General features: G+C 31.8%; 17 protein-coding genes. 7 read left to right on the top strand and 10 right to left on the bottom strand.

The annotated features are described in order from the left end of the window. Positions 1–1,812 carry a T9SS type A sorting domain-containing protein gene (locus LUU93_RS12125; protein ID WP_232681381.1) on the top strand — a complete coding sequence of 604 codons (1,812 nt, stop codon included), beginning with the start codon at positions 1–3 and terminating at the stop codon, positions 1,810–1,812. A gap of 149 nt (positions 1,813–1,961) precedes the next feature. On the opposite strand, the gene LUU93_RS12120 is transcribed toward LUU93_RS12125, so the two are convergent. The 3 genes from LUU93_RS12120 to LUU93_RS12110 all read right to left on the bottom strand — a co-directional run bounded on the left by LUU93_RS12120 (position 1,962) and on the right by LUU93_RS12110 (position 4,632). Further along, positions 1,962–2,486, bottom strand: coding sequence for a hypothetical protein (locus LUU93_RS12120; protein ID WP_232681380.1), 525 nt, complete (start codon positions 2,484–2,486; stop codon positions 1,962–1,964). Between the two features lie 86 nt (positions 2,487–2,572). After that, positions 2,573–3,442, bottom strand: coding sequence for an alpha/beta hydrolase (locus LUU93_RS12115; RefSeq protein WP_232681379.1), 870 nt, complete (start codon positions 3,440–3,442; stop codon positions 2,573–2,575). 317 nt (positions 3,443–3,759) lie between these two features. Continuing rightward, entirely contained in the window at positions 3,760–4,632 is an 873-nt protein-coding gene (locus LUU93_RS12110; protein WP_232681378.1) for an AraC family transcriptional regulator, read from the bottom strand. A 449-nt stretch (positions 4,633–5,081) separates the two neighbouring features. Here LUU93_RS12110 and LUU93_RS12105 point away from each other — a divergent pair, with 449 nt between their 5' ends. The 4 genes from LUU93_RS12105 (at position 5,082) to LUU93_RS12090 (ending at position 7,949) form a co-directional block, all read left to right on the top strand. Beyond that, a complete protein-coding gene (locus tag LUU93_RS12105) occupies positions 5,082–5,483 on the top strand; it encodes a T9SS type A sorting domain-containing protein (RefSeq protein WP_232681377.1) in 402 nt (133 codons plus the stop codon). A 513-nt stretch (positions 5,484–5,996) separates the two neighbouring features. Then, on the top strand, positions 5,997–6,362 hold the full coding sequence (locus tag LUU93_RS12100; protein WP_232681375.1) for a T9SS type A sorting domain-containing protein: 366 nt from the start codon (positions 5,997–5,999) through the stop codon (positions 6,360–6,362). A 427-nt stretch (positions 6,363–6,789) separates the two neighbouring features. Continuing rightward, entirely contained in the window at positions 6,790–7,191 is a 402-nt protein-coding gene (locus tag LUU93_RS12095) for a T9SS type A sorting domain-containing protein (RefSeq protein ID WP_232681373.1), read from the top strand. Positions 7,192–7,562: 371 nt separating this feature from the next. Beyond that, positions 7,563–7,949 (top strand): T9SS type A sorting domain-containing protein, encoded by a 387-nt coding sequence (locus LUU93_RS12090; protein ID WP_232681372.1) that lies wholly within the window; start codon positions 7,563–7,565, stop codon positions 7,947–7,949. A gap of 60 nt (positions 7,950–8,009) precedes the next feature. On the opposite strand, the gene LUU93_RS12085 is transcribed toward LUU93_RS12090, so the two are convergent. Together LUU93_RS12085 and LUU93_RS12080 are read right to left on the bottom strand one after the other, a co-directional pair. Next, positions 8,010–8,843 carry a BRO-N domain-containing protein gene (locus LUU93_RS12085; RefSeq protein ID WP_232681371.1) on the bottom strand — a complete coding sequence of 278 codons (834 nt, stop codon included), beginning with the start codon at positions 8,841–8,843 and terminating at the stop codon, positions 8,010–8,012. A 167-nt stretch (positions 8,844–9,010) separates the two neighbouring features. Continuing rightward, positions 9,011–9,427, bottom strand: coding sequence for a helix-turn-helix domain-containing protein (locus tag LUU93_RS12080; RefSeq protein WP_232681370.1), 417 nt, complete (start codon positions 9,425–9,427; stop codon positions 9,011–9,013). 203 nt (positions 9,428–9,630) lie between these two features. On the opposite strand from LUU93_RS12080, the gene LUU93_RS12075 reads away from it, so the two are divergent. After that, complete coding sequence (locus tag LUU93_RS12075) at positions 9,631–9,948, top strand: hypothetical protein (RefSeq protein WP_232681369.1); 318 nt, start codon at positions 9,631–9,633, stop codon at positions 9,946–9,948. Positions 9,949–10,457: 509 nt separating this feature from the next. After that, on the top strand, positions 10,458–11,228 hold the full coding sequence (locus LUU93_RS12070) for a hypothetical protein (RefSeq protein ID WP_232681368.1): 771 nt from the start codon (positions 10,458–10,460) through the stop codon (positions 11,226–11,228). On the opposite strand, the gene LUU93_RS12065 is transcribed toward LUU93_RS12070, so the two are convergent. From LUU93_RS12065 to LUU93_RS12045, 5 genes are all read right to left on the bottom strand, one after another. Beyond that, entirely contained in the window at positions 11,211–11,489 is a 279-nt protein-coding gene (locus LUU93_RS12065) for a hypothetical protein (RefSeq protein ID WP_232681367.1), read from the bottom strand. The two genes, LUU93_RS12070 and LUU93_RS12065, sit on opposite strands and share 18 nt — an antisense overlap. Positions 11,490–11,493: 4 nt before the next feature. Next, on the bottom strand, positions 11,494–11,709 hold the full coding sequence (locus LUU93_RS12060) for a hypothetical protein (RefSeq protein WP_232681366.1): 216 nt from the start codon (positions 11,707–11,709) through the stop codon (positions 11,494–11,496). A gap of 77 nt (positions 11,710–11,786) precedes the next feature. Further along, a complete protein-coding gene (locus tag LUU93_RS12055) occupies positions 11,787–11,948 on the bottom strand; it encodes a hypothetical protein (protein ID WP_232681365.1) in 162 nt (53 codons plus the stop codon). Between the two features lie 6 nt (positions 11,949–11,954). After that, complete coding sequence (locus tag LUU93_RS12050; protein WP_232681364.1) at positions 11,955–12,494, bottom strand: hypothetical protein; 540 nt, start codon at positions 12,492–12,494, stop codon at positions 11,955–11,957. A gap of 169 nt (positions 12,495–12,663) precedes the next feature. Continuing rightward, positions 12,664–16,104, bottom strand: coding sequence for a methylmalonyl-CoA mutase family protein (locus tag LUU93_RS12045; RefSeq protein WP_232681362.1), 3,441 nt, complete (start codon positions 16,102–16,104; stop codon positions 12,664–12,666). Between the last annotated feature and the right edge of the window lie 216 nt (positions 16,105–16,320).

Genomic DNA, 16,320 nt, shown 5'->3' with positions numbered 1-16,320 from the left:
ATGAGAAAAAATTACATTTACGCCATTTTTGTTTTCTTATTAGCCTTTACTTCATTTGGGCAAAAAGTTACGCTCACACCTACTACAGTCAACGGTCAAAGCGTTAGCGGAGGACCAATTAATTTAGGTGGCACGCCAAATTCAACTATTTCATTAGGTGTCAACGTTGAAATGCCAGCAATACCAGGAAATTACGGTACAATTACCATTCATTCCGTAAATGGCTTAAACGACAACATTGTAACTGGAGGAAACGGAGGAACCTTATTTTTTGGCGAAGGAAAATCTGCATCCCGTAGTTTTGTTATAAACTTACTGTGGAGTTCTTTTACTACTTCTGGCAGTTATATTTATGCAGAATATAAGACTGGAGGCGGTGTAATATACAAGAGCTCTAATCTTGCCATTATCAAAAATGCTACGCAAGGAGGCGGAACTCCTCAAATTCCTGCAGATGCTCCTGATCCAGCCAAAATCCCGAATTCAATTTGCTGTAACCAAACTGTTAGATTAGGAGATAAACCTACTATAATAACTGGTTCCCAATATCTTAATCCTTATCAAGGACAGACATATGGCATAAATGCTTCTTGGCAGGTGAACGGAAATCCAAATGTTCGTATTTTAGAAGTTGATAATGCGAATAAAACTCTATCATTAGACTATATAGAAAATACAGGGAATTTTACAGTTATGAGAGGCTTAGGTTATCCTACAACTCTAACTCCTACTAACAAAAGTAATACAATAACAATTACTGTTATACCATCACCAATAACATCAAATAACATTTTAGTATATGCAGAGCCAAATCCAGATGGTTTTATAGAGCACATAAATATTAATCCAATTGAAGTAAGTGGAGGTCTAAATAAAGTTAATGTTAACTTAGACATTTTAGACAACCCATTCCATACATATTCGAGACTTGATAGATTCACTGATGTTGAAAGATTTGAATGGGAATACACTAAGACCAGTAAAGGATTGGGAGGTATCCCAAAATGGATTACAATACCAAATGAAAATTCTTCAATTTTAAATTATTTTAATCCTGCCGAAATATCAAATACTGAAGACAACTACTACTTACTAAGAAGAATAGCAATATATAAAGGCATTAAAAGTAGTAGTAATGTATTAAAGATTATGGTCCGAACAATTGGCTACAACAACACCATCTGTTGTGATCAAGTCGTAAAAATATTATCAAGTACAAATTTTGAAACACCTGATACTATAATTGGATCTACACCCATATTAGATAATACAGATATCACAGGAAAAAATTTCCTAATTAATGATATTTCTTATCAATGGCAAGTTCAATCAATTGGTAGTCAAAACACCTCTACATGGTCAAACATTTTAGGAGCTACATCAAAAAATTACTTGCCTGCTCAAAAATTTACAATAAAGAGCTCTGGTAGAACTGGTACGGTCTTTATATTTGATGAATCATACAAGTATAGACGAATTTCTAAAATAAATTATTTAAACATGGATAAATCGACTTATGGAAACGTTTCTAGTTACAGCAACGAAGTTTCTTTATACGGAAGCACATATGAAGAAGAAACAAAAATATACCCGAATCCAACATCATCATTATTAAATATTGAAAGTCGTAATATATCACTTTATCAAATTAATATTGTAAATATTAAGGGAGAAACAATTAATACACAATTAACCATAATAAATCCAAATCTGATAAGTTTAGATGTCTCGAATTTAATAACAGGAACATATTTTATTACAATGCAAAGAGTCCCTTCTGGCATTATTCAAAAAACATTTATAAAAAACTAAAAAATCTATAAAAAAAGAGGCTGTCTCAAAAGTAAAATCAAGCTGTTGAGAATCGCGTAAACGGAAAATTTCTCCGATAGGTATCCGAATAAAAAAGAGGTTGTCTCGACTTTTGAGACAGCCTCTTTTTTTTGATTAGTTTCTAACAATTAAAATTTAATATCTTGAACCTGACTTTCTTTAAGATTTAATTTATTAGCAACATCTAAATAATTAGACTTATCTACTTTCGATGCAAAATCTGCAGGAACCACTACAATTCTGAATATTTGATTAGATGTAAATTGGCTTGGAACTGGATTACTCGGATCATAACCTTCAAGAAAAATTTTAGTATAATTTCTTGTAAAATTAAAATTATAAGTAAAGTCTCTAATTCCTGCTTCATCATCAAAATAATGAGTTTCAGGTAAAAATTCCCACAGCGGTTGACCATTAACTACATCTCCTAGACGATATACAAGAACAACATCTGAAATTATTAGTTGCTGTGGAAAATTAAATACAACACTATAATTATTTCCTTCAGTAAAGTTATAATAATTAGCCGATGTATTTTCATAAACTGTTCCCACAATATTAACTCCATCTTGTCCCGGAGGCCCTTCCGGTCCTTCACAACCCGTAAATACAATTAACCCAACAACAGCGAATAACGTAAGTATCTTTTTCATAATATATATTTTTTTTAAGTTTATAAAAGCATTCCAAAAACCAAACCAAAAATTTTGTTAAATAGATTTTGAAACAAAATTTCTTATTATTTTTTCACAACAACCTGATTCTTAAACAAGATCTTGCTAAAAAATAATACATGGTAAGGTAAGGAATTTTCCCAATATTCCCAAGTATGTGCGCCGGGACGTTCAGTATAATCGTGTTCAACCTTATTATAAACTAATCGGCGATGTAATTCTCTATTTGGTTCTATAAGGAAATCATCTACTCCGCAGTCAATAATTAAAGGCAGTTTGTTTTCTTTTAATTTATCGAGCATTCCCATAACGGCATGCTGTGCGTATAATTCAGAATTGTCGCTTCTGTCCCCAAAAACAGGCTGCATTAATTTTACTACCTGCGCCGAAGATTCACGATTAAGCATTGTACTCATATCTACTGCTCCGCTCATACTTCCGGCAGCGCAGAATAAATCAGGATGTCTGGCAGAAAGATATAAAGCACCGTGTCCGCCCATCGAAAGTCCGGTAATAACCCTTCCGCTTTTATTGCTGATTGTTCTATAAGTTTTATCTACTTTTTGAATTACTTCCTGTGTAATAAAAGTTTCAAATTGGCTTCCTTTATTTACAGGACTGTCCAGATAAAAACTAAAAGTTTCGCCTTCGGGCATTACGATGATTAAATTATATTGATCTGATAAACTCTGAACCAGTTTTTTATTTGGAGTATTTTTTAACCAGTCACTAAAATGTCCGTACGCTCCGTGTAACAAATACATTACCGGAAACGTCGATTTACTTTTTGTATACGAATTTGGTAAAACTACAGCCGCTTTGTAGGTTTTGTTCATGGCTGCACTTGCAATTTGTAGAGTATCTACTTTTGCGGCGTATGACATTGACGAAATACACAGAAAAACAAGGAATACTAAAATTTTAAGGTTCTTCATTTTGATAGTTTTTTTTCGATTAAAGGAATGTAAATATACCTTTTTTCTGAACAAACTAAATGAAAAATCCGACCAGCTTTTATACTAATCGGATTATGTATTTGTTATTTTTTACTGCCACAGATTAAAAGGATTCTATGGATTATTTTCTTTGAAAAATTGGTTTGCCACAAATTACACGAATTTCCACGAATTTATTTTCAACTTGGCTTATAAACGGATTCTAAAATCATTTTAATCCTTTAATCTGTGGCAAAAATATCAAACATTCTTCACAAACTAATTCGTGTAATTCGTATAATTCGTGGCAAAAAACACTAACTAATAATAATCTTATGTTCGTGGCGGTATTGCGAGGCACTTTTACCTGTATATTGTTTAAACGATTTACTAAAGTGGCTGAAATTATTAAAACCGCTTTCGTAACAAACCTCATTTATACTTATAGGTTTTTCGGCCAAAAGTTTTGAGGCGTGTACCAATCTGTATTCGTTTACAAACTCTGTGAAAGTTTTGTTAGAAATCTTTTTAAAATATCTACAAAACGAAGGCGTTGTCATACTCACTAAATTCGAAACTTCATCTATAGCGATAGACTGCTGAAAATTATCTTTAACAAAATTAAAAACCACATTCATACGATCGTTATCCTGAGTCTGCAGTTCCATTGCAAAGCCATCTGCATTGAGCATTGTATATTCTTCAGACGAATCTAATTCATCCAGAATATTCAAAAGCGAAAGCAAACGCTCAAACGGAAGCTGATCTTCCATTGCTTCGATTTTTTTTCCAATATGTTTTTTAGTTTCACCACCAAAAGCGATTCCGCCTTTCGACTGACTTAAAACATTTTGAATTTTTTTCATTTCCGGTACTCCAAAAAAGCCATTCCCTAAAAACTCAGGTTTAATATGAATAACCGTTTCGTTTACGTTTCCCGTTTGCTCATTCGTAAAGCCGCAATGCGGCAAATTAGACCCTATCAAAATCAAACTACCATTTGTATAATAGGAAACATGGCTTCCTATTTGTCTTTTTCCTGCCCCGCCGTTAATATAAACCAACTCAATCTCTGGATGATAATGCCATAAATGAGCTTTGCTATTGGTCTTTTCGGCGTGTTTTGTGTAGGTAAAAGAACTTCCGTATGAGTTAGTTATCACTTCAAGAGCTGGGGCGATTGTCTTCATGATAATTTCTTTAAAAAATAATAGCAAATTTAACAAAAACACCTAAAATAATTTAAATTTTAACCTATAACGGTTTCGTAAATAAGAATTTTTCATTAAAATAATAAAAAGATAATCTAACAAATTATCCCCAAAACATCTTTTTTTAAACACCCCATATTTTTATTACAGTTTTTTTTAAGATATCGTATTTATTCGATCATTTTTATAGACACTCATTATTTCTGTAAGAATATTGGAATTTTTTAAAAATGTTAACATTTACAAAACATTGAAAAATAACAATGTAATTAACCAAAATACCTAAAATAATTCAAATTTTAACCTATAACGGTTTCGTAAATGAGAATATAGCACATAAATTGGAAAATAGAGTTGATATAAATATTGAACAGCTAGAGTAATTTTACATCAGAGAATTAGAGATAATAATTTTAAAAACAGATACTATGAATAAGATTGTAAAATTAAGTTTAGTGTGTGCAGTACTTTTATCAGGAATTAGTACTTATGCAATTGATGGAAATGAGGACTTTAATCTTCATGTATTGAAAAACGGAAAAATGATCACTTTCGGTCTTAACCAAACACAAAAAGCAAAATTAGCTATATACGATAAAGAAGGTACTTTATTCTATTCTGAAAATGCTTCTGGAAAAGATGGAATTTTAAGAACTTTCAGCTTACAAGATTTTCCTGATGGAACTTACTTCTTAGAAGTTGAAGACAATGCCAAAAAAGTTAGATATGAAATTACTGTAAATAACGAGATTGCTAGTTTATCTTCAAAAGCAATTTCATCTGTTTACAAAACAATTTCAGATAAAAATACCAGCGTAGCAGTACGCTAAACAAGTTATACTTCTCATAAGTATAAAACTAAGGTTAGATAGTTAGTAAAGTTAAAAACGCAAGTTTTAAAAACAGCTCTTTGTGGTTATTGGGCTGTTTTTTTTTGCTCTTTACTTTTTTGAACGTACTTAATTTAGTTTCACGCAGATTCTGCAGATTTGGCAGATTTTTTATTGAGATTATATATTACATCCCGGCGGTTGAAACCGCTGGCAATGTTTTAGATTGTATTTATATTTAAATTATATTAAGAATTAGGGTTTCTACAATAGCTTAACATTTATACTTATATATAATAGATATAAAAATCCCAAAACAGCATTCTGTAAAAACATTGAAAAATAACAACCAAATTAACAAAAACACCTAAAATAATTCAAATTTTAACCTATAACGGTTTCGTAAATGAGAATACAGCATCGAAATTGGAAAATAGAGTTGATAAAAAACAGATAAAACTAAGGTAATTTTACATCAGAGAATTAGAGATAATAACATCAAAAACAAATAGTATGAAAAAGAATTTAAAATTGAGTTTAGTATGTGCAGTACTTTTATCAGGATTAAGTACTTATGCAATTGACGGAAACAACGCTTTTAATCTCCATGTATTAAGAGCTAATGGAAAACTAATCACTTTTGCTTTAAATCAGACTAAAAAGGCAAGTATTAGTATTTATGATAAAAACAATAATTTAATTTATTCTGAAAATGCTTCTGGTAAAGACGGAATCTTAAGAACTTTTAGTTTAGAAGAATTTCCAGCCGGAACTTATTTCTTAGAAATTGAAGACAACTTCAAAAAAGCCAGACACGAAATCACGGTTACAAGTGAATCTACTGTTTTGTCTTCAAAAGCCCTTACAACAGTTTATTAAGCAGATCCCTGCAAAAAAATACAAGTGCAGGAATGCACTGAAAAATTTATACTCGCATACAGTATAAGAATGAGGTTAGATAGTTAGTAAAGTTTAAAAACGCAAGTTTTAGAAACAGCTCTTTGTGGTTATTGAGCTGTTTTTTTTGCTCTTTACTTTTTGGTAAAACCAGGTTTACAAACAAGTATTTTCTAAACTCTTATTATTAATAAAATGTAAGAAAAAGGTAAAATCAAAGTTTTGTAAATTCATTGAAAAATAATAACTGAATTAACAAAAACAATAAAAATAATTTAAATTTTAACCTATAACGGTTTCGTAAATGAGAATACAGCATCGAAATCGGAAAATAGAGTTGTTAAAATCCAAGCACTTCTGTAGTAATTTTACATCAGAGAATTAAACTAATAATTTAAAACTAACAGTTATGAAAAAGATTTTAAAATTGAGTTTAGTATGTGCAGTACTTTTTACAGGAAGTACATATGCAATTGATGGAAATGAAGACTTTAATCTTCATGTAATAAAAGCTAACGGAAAGCTTATCTCATTTGCAATTAATAAATTGCAGAGAGCTACCCTGGCAATTTACGACAAAGACGGAAATCTAATTTATTCTGAAACTGCTTCAGGTAAAGATGGAATATTAAGAACTTTTAGCTTAGAAGAATTTCCTGAGGGAACTTACTTCTTAGAAGCTGAGGACAATGTAAAAAAAGTGAGACATGAAATTACAATTACAGACGATACAACTGTATTATCTGCAAAAGCAGTTTCATCTGTTTACAAAACAGTTTCTGATAAAAATACAAGCGTAGCAGTGCGCTAAAAAAGTTATACTTCTCATAAGTATAAAATAAGGTTAGATAGTTAGTAAAGTTAAAAACGCAAGTTTTAGAAACAGCTCTTTGTGGTTATTGAGCTGTTTTTTTTATGCCATTTTTTTTCAAAATTTCAATTTTCATTTTTTTTTGAAAAATTATTCTTAATAAATGTATATACCTGGTTTTTACTGCATTAAAAAAAATCAACTTTTTTAAAACCGTAAGCCCCGTATTTACGTACATAGCGCAGACAAAACACAGAAACAGTTTGAATTCAGCATTTTATACCTCAAAAAAGGTGATTTTTTTGCTAAAAATTAAATTTCTATTTGTAGTTTTGACCGTTCCACTTTTAGTAATATAACTTTAAAAAAACATGACGAAATTTACCAAAGCCGGGCTAGTTGCAGCCTTCTTTTTTGCAACTCTATTTTCTTACGCCATTGATGGAAAAGGCAATTTTATTTTAAACATTCAAACTGGAAACGGAAAAGTAGTTAGCTTTACCTTAAACACAGTTGAAAAATCATCTTTTTCTATCTACGACGTAAATCATAATTTACTTTATGCGGGAGATTCTGCTGCAAACAAATTAGAAGTTTCAAAAACAATAAGTTTAGAAGGTTTTCCAGCCGGTACTTATGTGTTAGAAGTTAAAGCAAACGACAAAGTTGCTAAACACGAAATTAAAGTTGCTGCAAAAAAGGCAAAAACTGTTAAGTTAGACGAGTCAGTAAACGAAAGTCCTGGGTTTCGTCGTTAAACCACTTTTTTTGCCCCACAAAAAAAATGAAAGCAGCTCTATAAGATGGAGCTGCTTTTTTTATTTTTCTTCTATTTGCTGTTTTAATAGATCTTTAGCATTTAGCGATGTAACGATTTTTTTTCCTGTTTTAGATTCTAATTCGTTAAGGGCAACTTTTGCAACATTTCCCCCTTGTTGGGCTACTTCCATACTTTTATCAAAATCTTTGGGTTTAACAACACTCGAAATATCTGTAGTCGATGCTTCTGCAAGCATATTCAAAATCAACTCAGTATTACTCATATTATCCCTTAGGTTTTCTTTTTTTAGTCCCTTAAGAATTTTATAATCTTTGGTTGTTTTTCCTGACCAGGTTTTTGAAATAATATCCGTTAAGATGGCAAATTGTAAACCTTCTTTAACACCTCTGTTTTTCCACTCCTTAGTTAGTTCATTACGAATCTCTATGCTTTTTAACCGTTGATTAATCCAACTTTCAGAATAACCTAACTGCATGTATTGTTCTAAAGCCCTATCAATTGTAATTTCTGGATCCTGCATCTCATCCAGTCGTTCTGCTGCAATTTGCGCCAGCCATAACTTAAACGGTTCTGCTTTAGGTGATGGAATAGATTGTATTAAACGAAATAGTTGTTCTGTATCTGCTACATCTGTTAATCTCATTTTACCATCTGCAGCTTCGAGTTTCAAACTGTGACAATTCGTCACGGTTTCATTTCCTTCTTCTTTTAGGCGTTGTTTTAATTTCCGCCAATACGCACCTGAATCTTTACTTTCTGTCAATACAGTAATTATATCAACAATAGAAAAATACCATTTTTCCTCATCCTGATTCCAAATCGTTCTCACTTTTTTTTCTTCAAATATCTGAATCGCACCTTCCTGTTTCATTATTCTTTACATTTTTGATTATTTATAAAAGTAAGAAAAAACATATAAATTAATTAAGCGCTTAATAATAATTTTTAAGTATTTGTTCTAAAGACAAATTTAAACAGAAAAGCAGTTCTAATAGAACTGCTCTTAAAATATTATATATTAAATCGTGAATGATACGATTACTTTTCTTTTAGCAATTTCTCTAAATATTCAATTTTTTCTTTTTCTGCCTGAAGCAAACGCTCGTAAAGATTTTTATTTTCTTCTACAGTTTCCATTAATTTATCTAATGGATTGAAAGTGCAGTGATTTGTTCCAAAATTAAATGCACCACTATTATTTGTATCGTTAAAAGTATTAAAATAATTAATCATGCTTTCTTCTGAAAAACTTTTAATGGCTTCAACTGTTACACCAAGAACTTTTGCTATTGCGATAAGTTTATCTTCATCGATAGTTTCGCTATTTTCTAAAATAGAAACCGCCTGTTGATTTGTTCCTAAAGCCTGTGCCAAAGCTTCCTGTTTCATATCACGAAGTTCACGAATACGGCTTATTTTTCGCCCTATATGATTTGGTTTTGATAATGTACTCATAATTCAAAGATAATAATTAAGTGTGAAAACTTCCTTTGGTAATTAACTTATTTAGTAAAGTACGATACCAGCAGAAATGGTTTGGTAAAATACAATGTATTTCTTCCTTCGCCGAACCAAACAAAAGTACAATTTTTCTTATAATAAATTTATAAAAACCAAATTGTAAAGTAATTATCTAACACAACCTAAATACACGCCTTATGGAAACAAATGAAATGGAAACTTTAGAGAGACTTAAAAAATTAGCTGCAATACATTTTCGCACACTAAAACCTGCAAATAGCGAATCTAAAAACTATATCGCTCAAATTGAGGTTTTAAATTATTTTGAATTAGGCTGCATTATTACCGATATGCTAAAATTATGCATTCTCGCACTCGATCATGATATCCATAATGTTCCCGAAAAGAAAAATCAATCTATAAATGTGGGACTTATTTTAGAAACTGTGCTGTCTATTTTTCCTTTGGATGAAATAGAGTTTTTAGGATATGTTAGGGAGGTTGTTGGGGAATGATCTTATTTTTTGTTATTTCAAAACGATATAAACATAGCCTGTGGTTTCTCTGCTGGCGCGAGCGTCCCGCTCGTGCATTTCTTTGCGTTCACGAGCGGGACGCTCGCGCTAGCAGGGGAAAATTTTCTGTTTCAAAAATTAATATCATGGTTAGCTTAGTAATTTTTTTCTCATGGATAGGCTTGTACTTTTTTTGTATTATTACTAACATAACATGTATTGGGTTAACTATTACATTAATAAATATCTTTATAATTATACTAATTAATTTATTAGGAAAAAGTAAAGTTTAATTTACAGTATAATATTTTAGTAGACTTTAGCTGGTATAAATATTTCTTCGTCCATACAAAAACTTATTTATATAACCATTTTGGGTTTAAAAACGGAACACTTGCACTAACAAGAAGGTCAATGATTAATTCTAGCTTTCAATTAGTATTTTTATGGTTTAATACTACAAATTTGATTTACTATTTTTCTTATGTTTGTTAAACAGAAAACGACCTATGCAAACAATATCTGACTTATTACATAGTTTAATAGAATCATCTAAAGAGCGTATAAAAACTCCAATTACAGGAGCTTTCATATGTTCTTTTTTTATTTACAATTGGCGGCCAATTTTCCTATTATTATTCTCTGATACAAACATTGAATATAAAATTGCGATGATTGATTATGAGTATTGCACTCTTGGAGCAATATTATGGCCAATAGCACTAGCATTTATTTACACACTAATCGTTCCGTTAATAATGCTACTGGTAGATGAAGTTTTGACACCTATAAATAAACGCCGAATATCTTCAAAATATAAAAGGAAGTTTTTTGAAGCAGAAAGAGAAACTGAATTGAAAAATATTTTAAGCGGGAACAGAGACCATCAGGAACTATTGGATAGAATCAAATTTTTAGAAGAATCAAACACACAAAGAGCAAATGCAGATAAAAACACAATAGAATCACTAAATTTAAAACTGAATGAATCAAATGAACTAGTACAAGATTTACAAAATACCTTAAGTAATTTTAATTTAACTCATAACGGCAATGACAATAGTTCAATCTTAGCTGAATTCTATAATAACCTTTCTGAAAAACATCAAACAAGCATTTTTAATTTTGCTAATAATCCAGAAAAACAATTCTCTGACTTGCCAATTACATTACAAGAAATCTTAACAGGAAAACATTACGTTAAAAAAAATAATACAGGAAGTTGGGCTTTGACGCCATTAGGAATGGATTTAGTTGATTCATTAAAAATTAAACGATAATCCTCCGCTGGCGCGAGCGGGACGCTCGCGCCAGCGGAGGGAAATAATCTTTAATCTGGATAATATCCATTTCTTTTTAAATGAAAAAAAAACATCTTCTGTAAAACCTTCAATATTTGGATTTAATATTAAGTTATCCATTACAACTCCTGCAGGCTTATTTTCTTGAAATTGAACTTCATGATTAAGAAATGCATTTTCAACAAATCTTTTAATATCAATTAAATCTTTGACTTCGTTTTCTATTTCGAAATCAGACAAATATTCAGACAAATAACCAACTACTTCTTTTTTTTGACTTTATTTCTAAAAAATGAGAAGCAATCCTAAATCCAAATCTGCAAGCATCTTTTATACCATCAGAAGCTGGAAATAACTCTAAAACTATTTCTACATTAGATTCCATTAATGGTTTTGTTTTTAAAATCCCGATATCGAAATCCAAACGAAGTATTTTAAAATCAGCATTATATATTTTCATATTATTTGATTTTATTTAAAATTTTGTGTTTGATGGTATTTCTAAATAAACGAAATTTTGAAGAAGCCAATATTCGTTTATTCCTTTTCTTTAGGTTTTGCAATTATTACTACTTTAGGCTTTAATGAGTTTGAAGGCATTGGCACAGTCCTACCTGCAATTACTTTACTACCTGAGTCTTCAATTTTTTTTGTTAAAATAATTGCTTCTTCTAACTTCTTTTTTATTTCTTCATTCATATTTTTTTATTTTTTTGGTGTACTTGATGGTCTATTAGTAGGTGGAATAGGGATTTTTCTTCCTTTTTCTTCAGGAACTGGCTTTTGTGGAGAAACCGGTTTTCGTTCATTACTCATAATATATAAATTTATTGTTACAAAAATAATTATTGCCAAAACACCAATAATGAGTGAAGCCAAAGAGATTAAGTTAAATCTATTAATAATTTTATTTCTTTTTTCAACATTAGTGAAAACTTCTTCATATTTTTCATCATTAATTTCCGAAATCGTAAGTTCCATATAATTAACGGATTTAAAATGTGAAAATAAATTTATCAATAAAGTAACAGCAAGAAGAAGCCAACCAAAAACAATTATCCAAAGATATATTGCTTTATCTATTTGCACTATCTTATCGAAAAAAGCTATGGTTATACCTAATCCCCCAGAAGCAATTATATTTATATATTTTTCAAAATCATCTTGACTTTTTGATTTAGTTTCATATACAGAATTTCTAAATTCCACCCACTCATTTTTTATACTGTCCTTTTTTTTTGACATGCTTTAAATTCAATCTGAATACGTTTTTTTACTTTTCAACTTAATTTTAAATTTAATTAATTTTTATCTAACAATTCCTTATAATTTCTTTATTTATTATCAACTTTATAAACAAAAAACCTCCCAAAATCTGAGAGGTTTTTTCCATATCATTAAAAAATAAAAAAAATTACATATTCCTTCTATACTGCCCGCCCACTTCAAACAACGCCGAAGTAATCTGGCCCAAAGAACAAACCTTTGTAGCTTCCATTAAATGATCGAATAAGTTTTCATTTTTAATAGCCGCTTGCTGCAAATTATTTAAATGCTCATTAACTTTTGCTTCGTGAAATTGATGCAGGTTATCCAACATTGTAATTTGATATTGTTTTTCTTCTTCTGTAGCACGAATAACTTCTGCCGGAATAACCGTTGGCGAACCTTTCGAACTCAGGAAAGTATTTACACCCACAATTGGGAAATCGCCGTTGTGTTTTAGGGTTTCGTAATACAAACTTTCTTCCTGAATTTTAGATCTTTGGTACATGGTTTCCATTGCGCCAAGAACTCCGCCGCGTTCTGTAATTCTATCGAATTCTTGTAAAACCGCAGCTTCAACTAAATCAGTCAATTCTTCGATGATAAACGAACCTTGAATTGGGTTTTCGTTTTTCGCTAAACCTAATTCTTTATTAATAATCAACTGAATTGCCATTGCACGACGTACAGATTCTTCTGTAGGCGTTGTAATCGCTTCGTCGTAAGCATTAGTGTGTAACGAATTACAGTTATCATAAATAGCATATAAAGCTTGTAAAGTTGTTCTAATATCATTAAAATCAATTTCCTGTGCGTGTAACGAACGTCCCGAAGTCTGAATATGATATTTCAACATTTGCGCTCTTTCGTTAGCTCCGTATTTGTTTTTCATGGCTTTTGCCCAAATTTTACGCGCCACACGTCCAATAACCGAATATTCTGGATCAACTCCGTTTGAGAAGAAGAACGATAAATTTGGTCCAAAATCGTTGATATTCATTCCACGGCTCAAATAATATTCCACGTAAGTGAAACCATTTGAAAGCGTAAAAGCTAATTGCGTAATTGGGTTCGCTCCCGCCTCGGCAATATGATATCCTGAAATCGAAACGGAATAGAAATTACGAACGTTTTTAGTAATAAAATATTCCTGAACGTCGCCCATTAATCGCAACGCAAATTCGGTTGAGAAAATACACGTATTCTGCGCCTGATCTTCTTTTAAAATATCGGCTTGAACCGTTCCACGAACTTGTGATAATGTTTTAACTTTTATTTCATTATAAACCTCCAAAGGTAAAACCTGATCTCCGGTAACGCCCAAAAGCATTAATCCTAAACCATTATTCCCTTCTGGTAAATCGCCTTGGTATTTTGGTCTTTCAATACCTTTTCCAGCATATATTTTGTTGATTTTAGCTTCAACTTCTTTTTCTAATTCATTGGCTTTAATATACAATTCGCATTGCTGATCAATCGCCGCATTCATAAAAAAGCCTAAAAGCATTGGCGCAGGCCCGTTTATTGTCATACTTACAGATGTTAAAGCATGAACCAAATCAAAACCTGAATACAGCTTTTTTGCATCGTCTAAACAGCAGATTGAAACTCCGGCATTTCCAATTTTTCCGTAAATATCCGGGCGTATATCTGGATCGTTTCCGTATAAAGTAACGCTGTCAAATGCTGTCGAAAGACGTTTTGCAGGCATTCCCGCACTTACATAATGAAAACGTTTATTGGTTCTTTCTGGTCCGCCCTCGCCCGCAAACATTCTTGACGGATCCTCGCCTTCACGTTTAAACGGATATAATCCCGAAGCAAAAGGAAATTCTCCAGGAACATTTTCCTGTAAATTCCAACGCAAAATATCGCCCCAGCCTTCATATTTAGGCAAAGCAATTTTCGGAATCTGTAAATGTGATAAACTCTCCGAATGTGTTGCAATCTTGATTTCTTTATCACGAACTTTAAACGAGTAAACCGGATTTTTATATTTCGCTACTTTTTCATCCCAATTCAGGATAATTTCCCAATTGTACGGATCTAAATCCATTTTTACTTTATCAAACTGATTTAGTAAAAGATTTAAAAAGATTCTGTTTTCGTCATGTGGCTGCGCTGCACTTGGTAAAACAGTCGAATCATCGATTCCTGCTTTATTTATTTGAGGAACTTTTCCAGAAACAGATTCTATAGTTTTGAAAATCCCGTATAATTTCTGCGCTACTTTTTGCTGCGAAAGTGCGATTTCATCATAAGATCTGTTATTCTCTGCAATTTCAGATAAATAACGGGTTCTGTGTGGCGGAATCACGAAGATTTTCTCGCTCATTTCTTTTGTGATTTCAAAAGTCGATTTCAACTCAGAATTCGTTTTTTCAACCACTTTATCCATAATTGCTTTATAAAGCGTGTTCATTCCAGGATCGTTAAACTGCGAAGCAATTGTTCCAAAAACCGGCATTTCATCTGGATTTTTATCCCATAAATTATGGTTGCGCTGATATTGTTTTTTTACATCACGCAAAGCATCAAGCGCGCCTCTTTTATCAAATTTATTCAAAGCCACTAAATCGGCAAAATCAAGCATGTCGATTTTTTCCAATTGTGTTGCCGCTCCAAACTCGGGTGTCATTACATATAAAGAAACATCAGAATGATCCATAATTTCGGTATCAGATTGTCCAATTCCTGAAGTTTCCAGAATAATCAAATCGTATTTTGCAGCTTTCAGAACCTGAATCGCTTCAGCAACATATTTAGATAAAGCCAGATTCGACTGACGTGTCGCCAGCGAACGCATATAAACACGAGGATTATTAATAGCATTCATACGGATTCTATCTCCTAAAAGCGCCCCTCCGGTTTTTCTCTTAGAAGGATCGACAGAAATTAATCCGATTGTTTTCTCTGGAAAATCAATTAAAAAACGACGAACCAATTCATCAACCAAAGATGATTTTCCGGCTCCACCCGTTCCCGTTATTCCTAAAACCGGAATTTTAGACGTTGCATTGCTTTCGTGAATTTTATCAAAAACTGGTTTTGCAATTTCAGGAAAATTCTCGGCTGCAGAAATTAAACGTGCAATTGCCGTTGGAACTTTATTTTCGATATGATCGATTTCTCCGTTTAATTTATCTCCAATAGGAAAATCAGCCTGCTGCACCAAATCATTAATCATTCCCTGAAGTCCTAAAGAACGGCCGTCATCCGGCGCGTAAATTCGGGTAATTCCATATTCATGTAATTCAGAAATTTCGCTTGGCAGAATTACTCCGCCGCCGCCGCCAAAAATTTTAATATGCCCCGCTCCTTTTTCATGAAGCAAGTCATACATATATTTAAAGTATTCGTTGTGTCCGCCCTGATATGATGTCATTGCAATGGCATTGGCATCTTCCTGAATGGCAGTATTAACCACTTCTTCAACACTTCGGTCATGTCCCAGGTGAATTACCTCAACTCCGGTTGACTGAATAATACGACGCATGATGTTAATTGCTGCATCATGACCGTCAAAAAGCGAAGCAGCTGTGACAATTCTTACTTTATTTTTAGGAATATATGGTATTTGTTGTTCCATTTTATGAATATGATAATTTTAAGGGAGCAATTTACAAAATATTTTAATATTTGTTTATGCTCTAACCTTTATGTTTTTAAAAAATATATCGATTTCGTTAATAACTAGGGTAACAAATTTTATAAACATCTGATTTATACTATATAAACCTACAACATGGCAATCTTGCAAAATCTAAATGTAATAAAGCAACTCATTATCAGTAACCTAAAGTAA

The sequence above is a fragment of the Flavobacterium soyae genome (genome assembly GCF_021245985.1).
GTDB lineage: Bacteria > Bacteroidota > Bacteroidia > Flavobacteriales > Flavobacteriaceae > Flavobacterium > Flavobacterium soyae.
This window is presented reverse-complemented; position numbering and strand designations above follow the sequence as displayed.

Excerpts from the sequence above, each read along its gene's own strand:
- LUU93_RS12125 (WP_232681381.1), top strand. The coding sequence starts at position 1 with ATGAGAAAAAATTACATTTACGCCATTTTTGTTTTCTTATTAGCCTTT.
- LUU93_RS12120 (WP_232681380.1), bottom strand. The coding sequence starts at position 2,486 with ATGAAAAAGATACTTACGTTATTCGCTGTTGTTGGGTTAATTGTATTT.
- LUU93_RS12115 (WP_232681379.1), bottom strand. The coding sequence starts at position 3,442 with ATGAAGAACCTTAAAATTTTAGTATTCCTTGTTTTTCTGTGTATTTCG.
- LUU93_RS12110 (WP_232681378.1), bottom strand. The coding sequence starts at position 4,632 with ATGAAGACAATCGCCCCAGCTCTTGAAGTGATAACTAACTCATACGGA.
- LUU93_RS12105 (WP_232681377.1), top strand. The coding sequence starts at position 5,082 with ATGAATAAGATTGTAAAATTAAGTTTAGTGTGTGCAGTACTTTTATCA.
- LUU93_RS12100 (WP_232681375.1), top strand. The coding sequence starts at position 5,997 with ATGAAAAAGAATTTAAAATTGAGTTTAGTATGTGCAGTACTTTTATCA.
- LUU93_RS12095 (WP_232681373.1), top strand. The coding sequence starts at position 6,790 with ATGAAAAAGATTTTAAAATTGAGTTTAGTATGTGCAGTACTTTTTACA.
- LUU93_RS12090 (WP_232681372.1), top strand. The coding sequence starts at position 7,563 with ATGACGAAATTTACCAAAGCCGGGCTAGTTGCAGCCTTCTTTTTTGCA.
- LUU93_RS12085 (WP_232681371.1), bottom strand. The coding sequence starts at position 8,843 with ATGAAACAGGAAGGTGCGATTCAGATATTTGAAGAAAAAAAAGTGAGA.
- LUU93_RS12080 (WP_232681370.1), bottom strand. The coding sequence starts at position 9,427 with ATGAGTACATTATCAAAACCAAATCATATAGGGCGAAAAATAAGCCGT.
- LUU93_RS12075 (WP_232681369.1), top strand. The coding sequence starts at position 9,631 with ATGGAAACAAATGAAATGGAAACTTTAGAGAGACTTAAAAAATTAGCT.
- LUU93_RS12070 (WP_232681368.1), top strand. The coding sequence starts at position 10,458 with ATGCAAACAATATCTGACTTATTACATAGTTTAATAGAATCATCTAAA.
- LUU93_RS12060 (WP_232681366.1), bottom strand. The coding sequence starts at position 11,709 with ATGAAAATATATAATGCTGATTTTAAAATACTTCGTTTGGATTTCGAT.
- LUU93_RS12055 (WP_232681365.1), bottom strand. The coding sequence starts at position 11,948 with ATGAATGAAGAAATAAAAAAGAAGTTAGAAGAAGCAATTATTTTAACA.
- LUU93_RS12050 (WP_232681364.1), bottom strand. The coding sequence starts at position 12,494 with ATGTCAAAAAAAAAGGACAGTATAAAAAATGAGTGGGTGGAATTTAGA.
- LUU93_RS12045 (WP_232681362.1), bottom strand. The coding sequence starts at position 16,104 with ATGGAACAACAAATACCATATATTCCTAAAAATAAAGTAAGAATTGTC.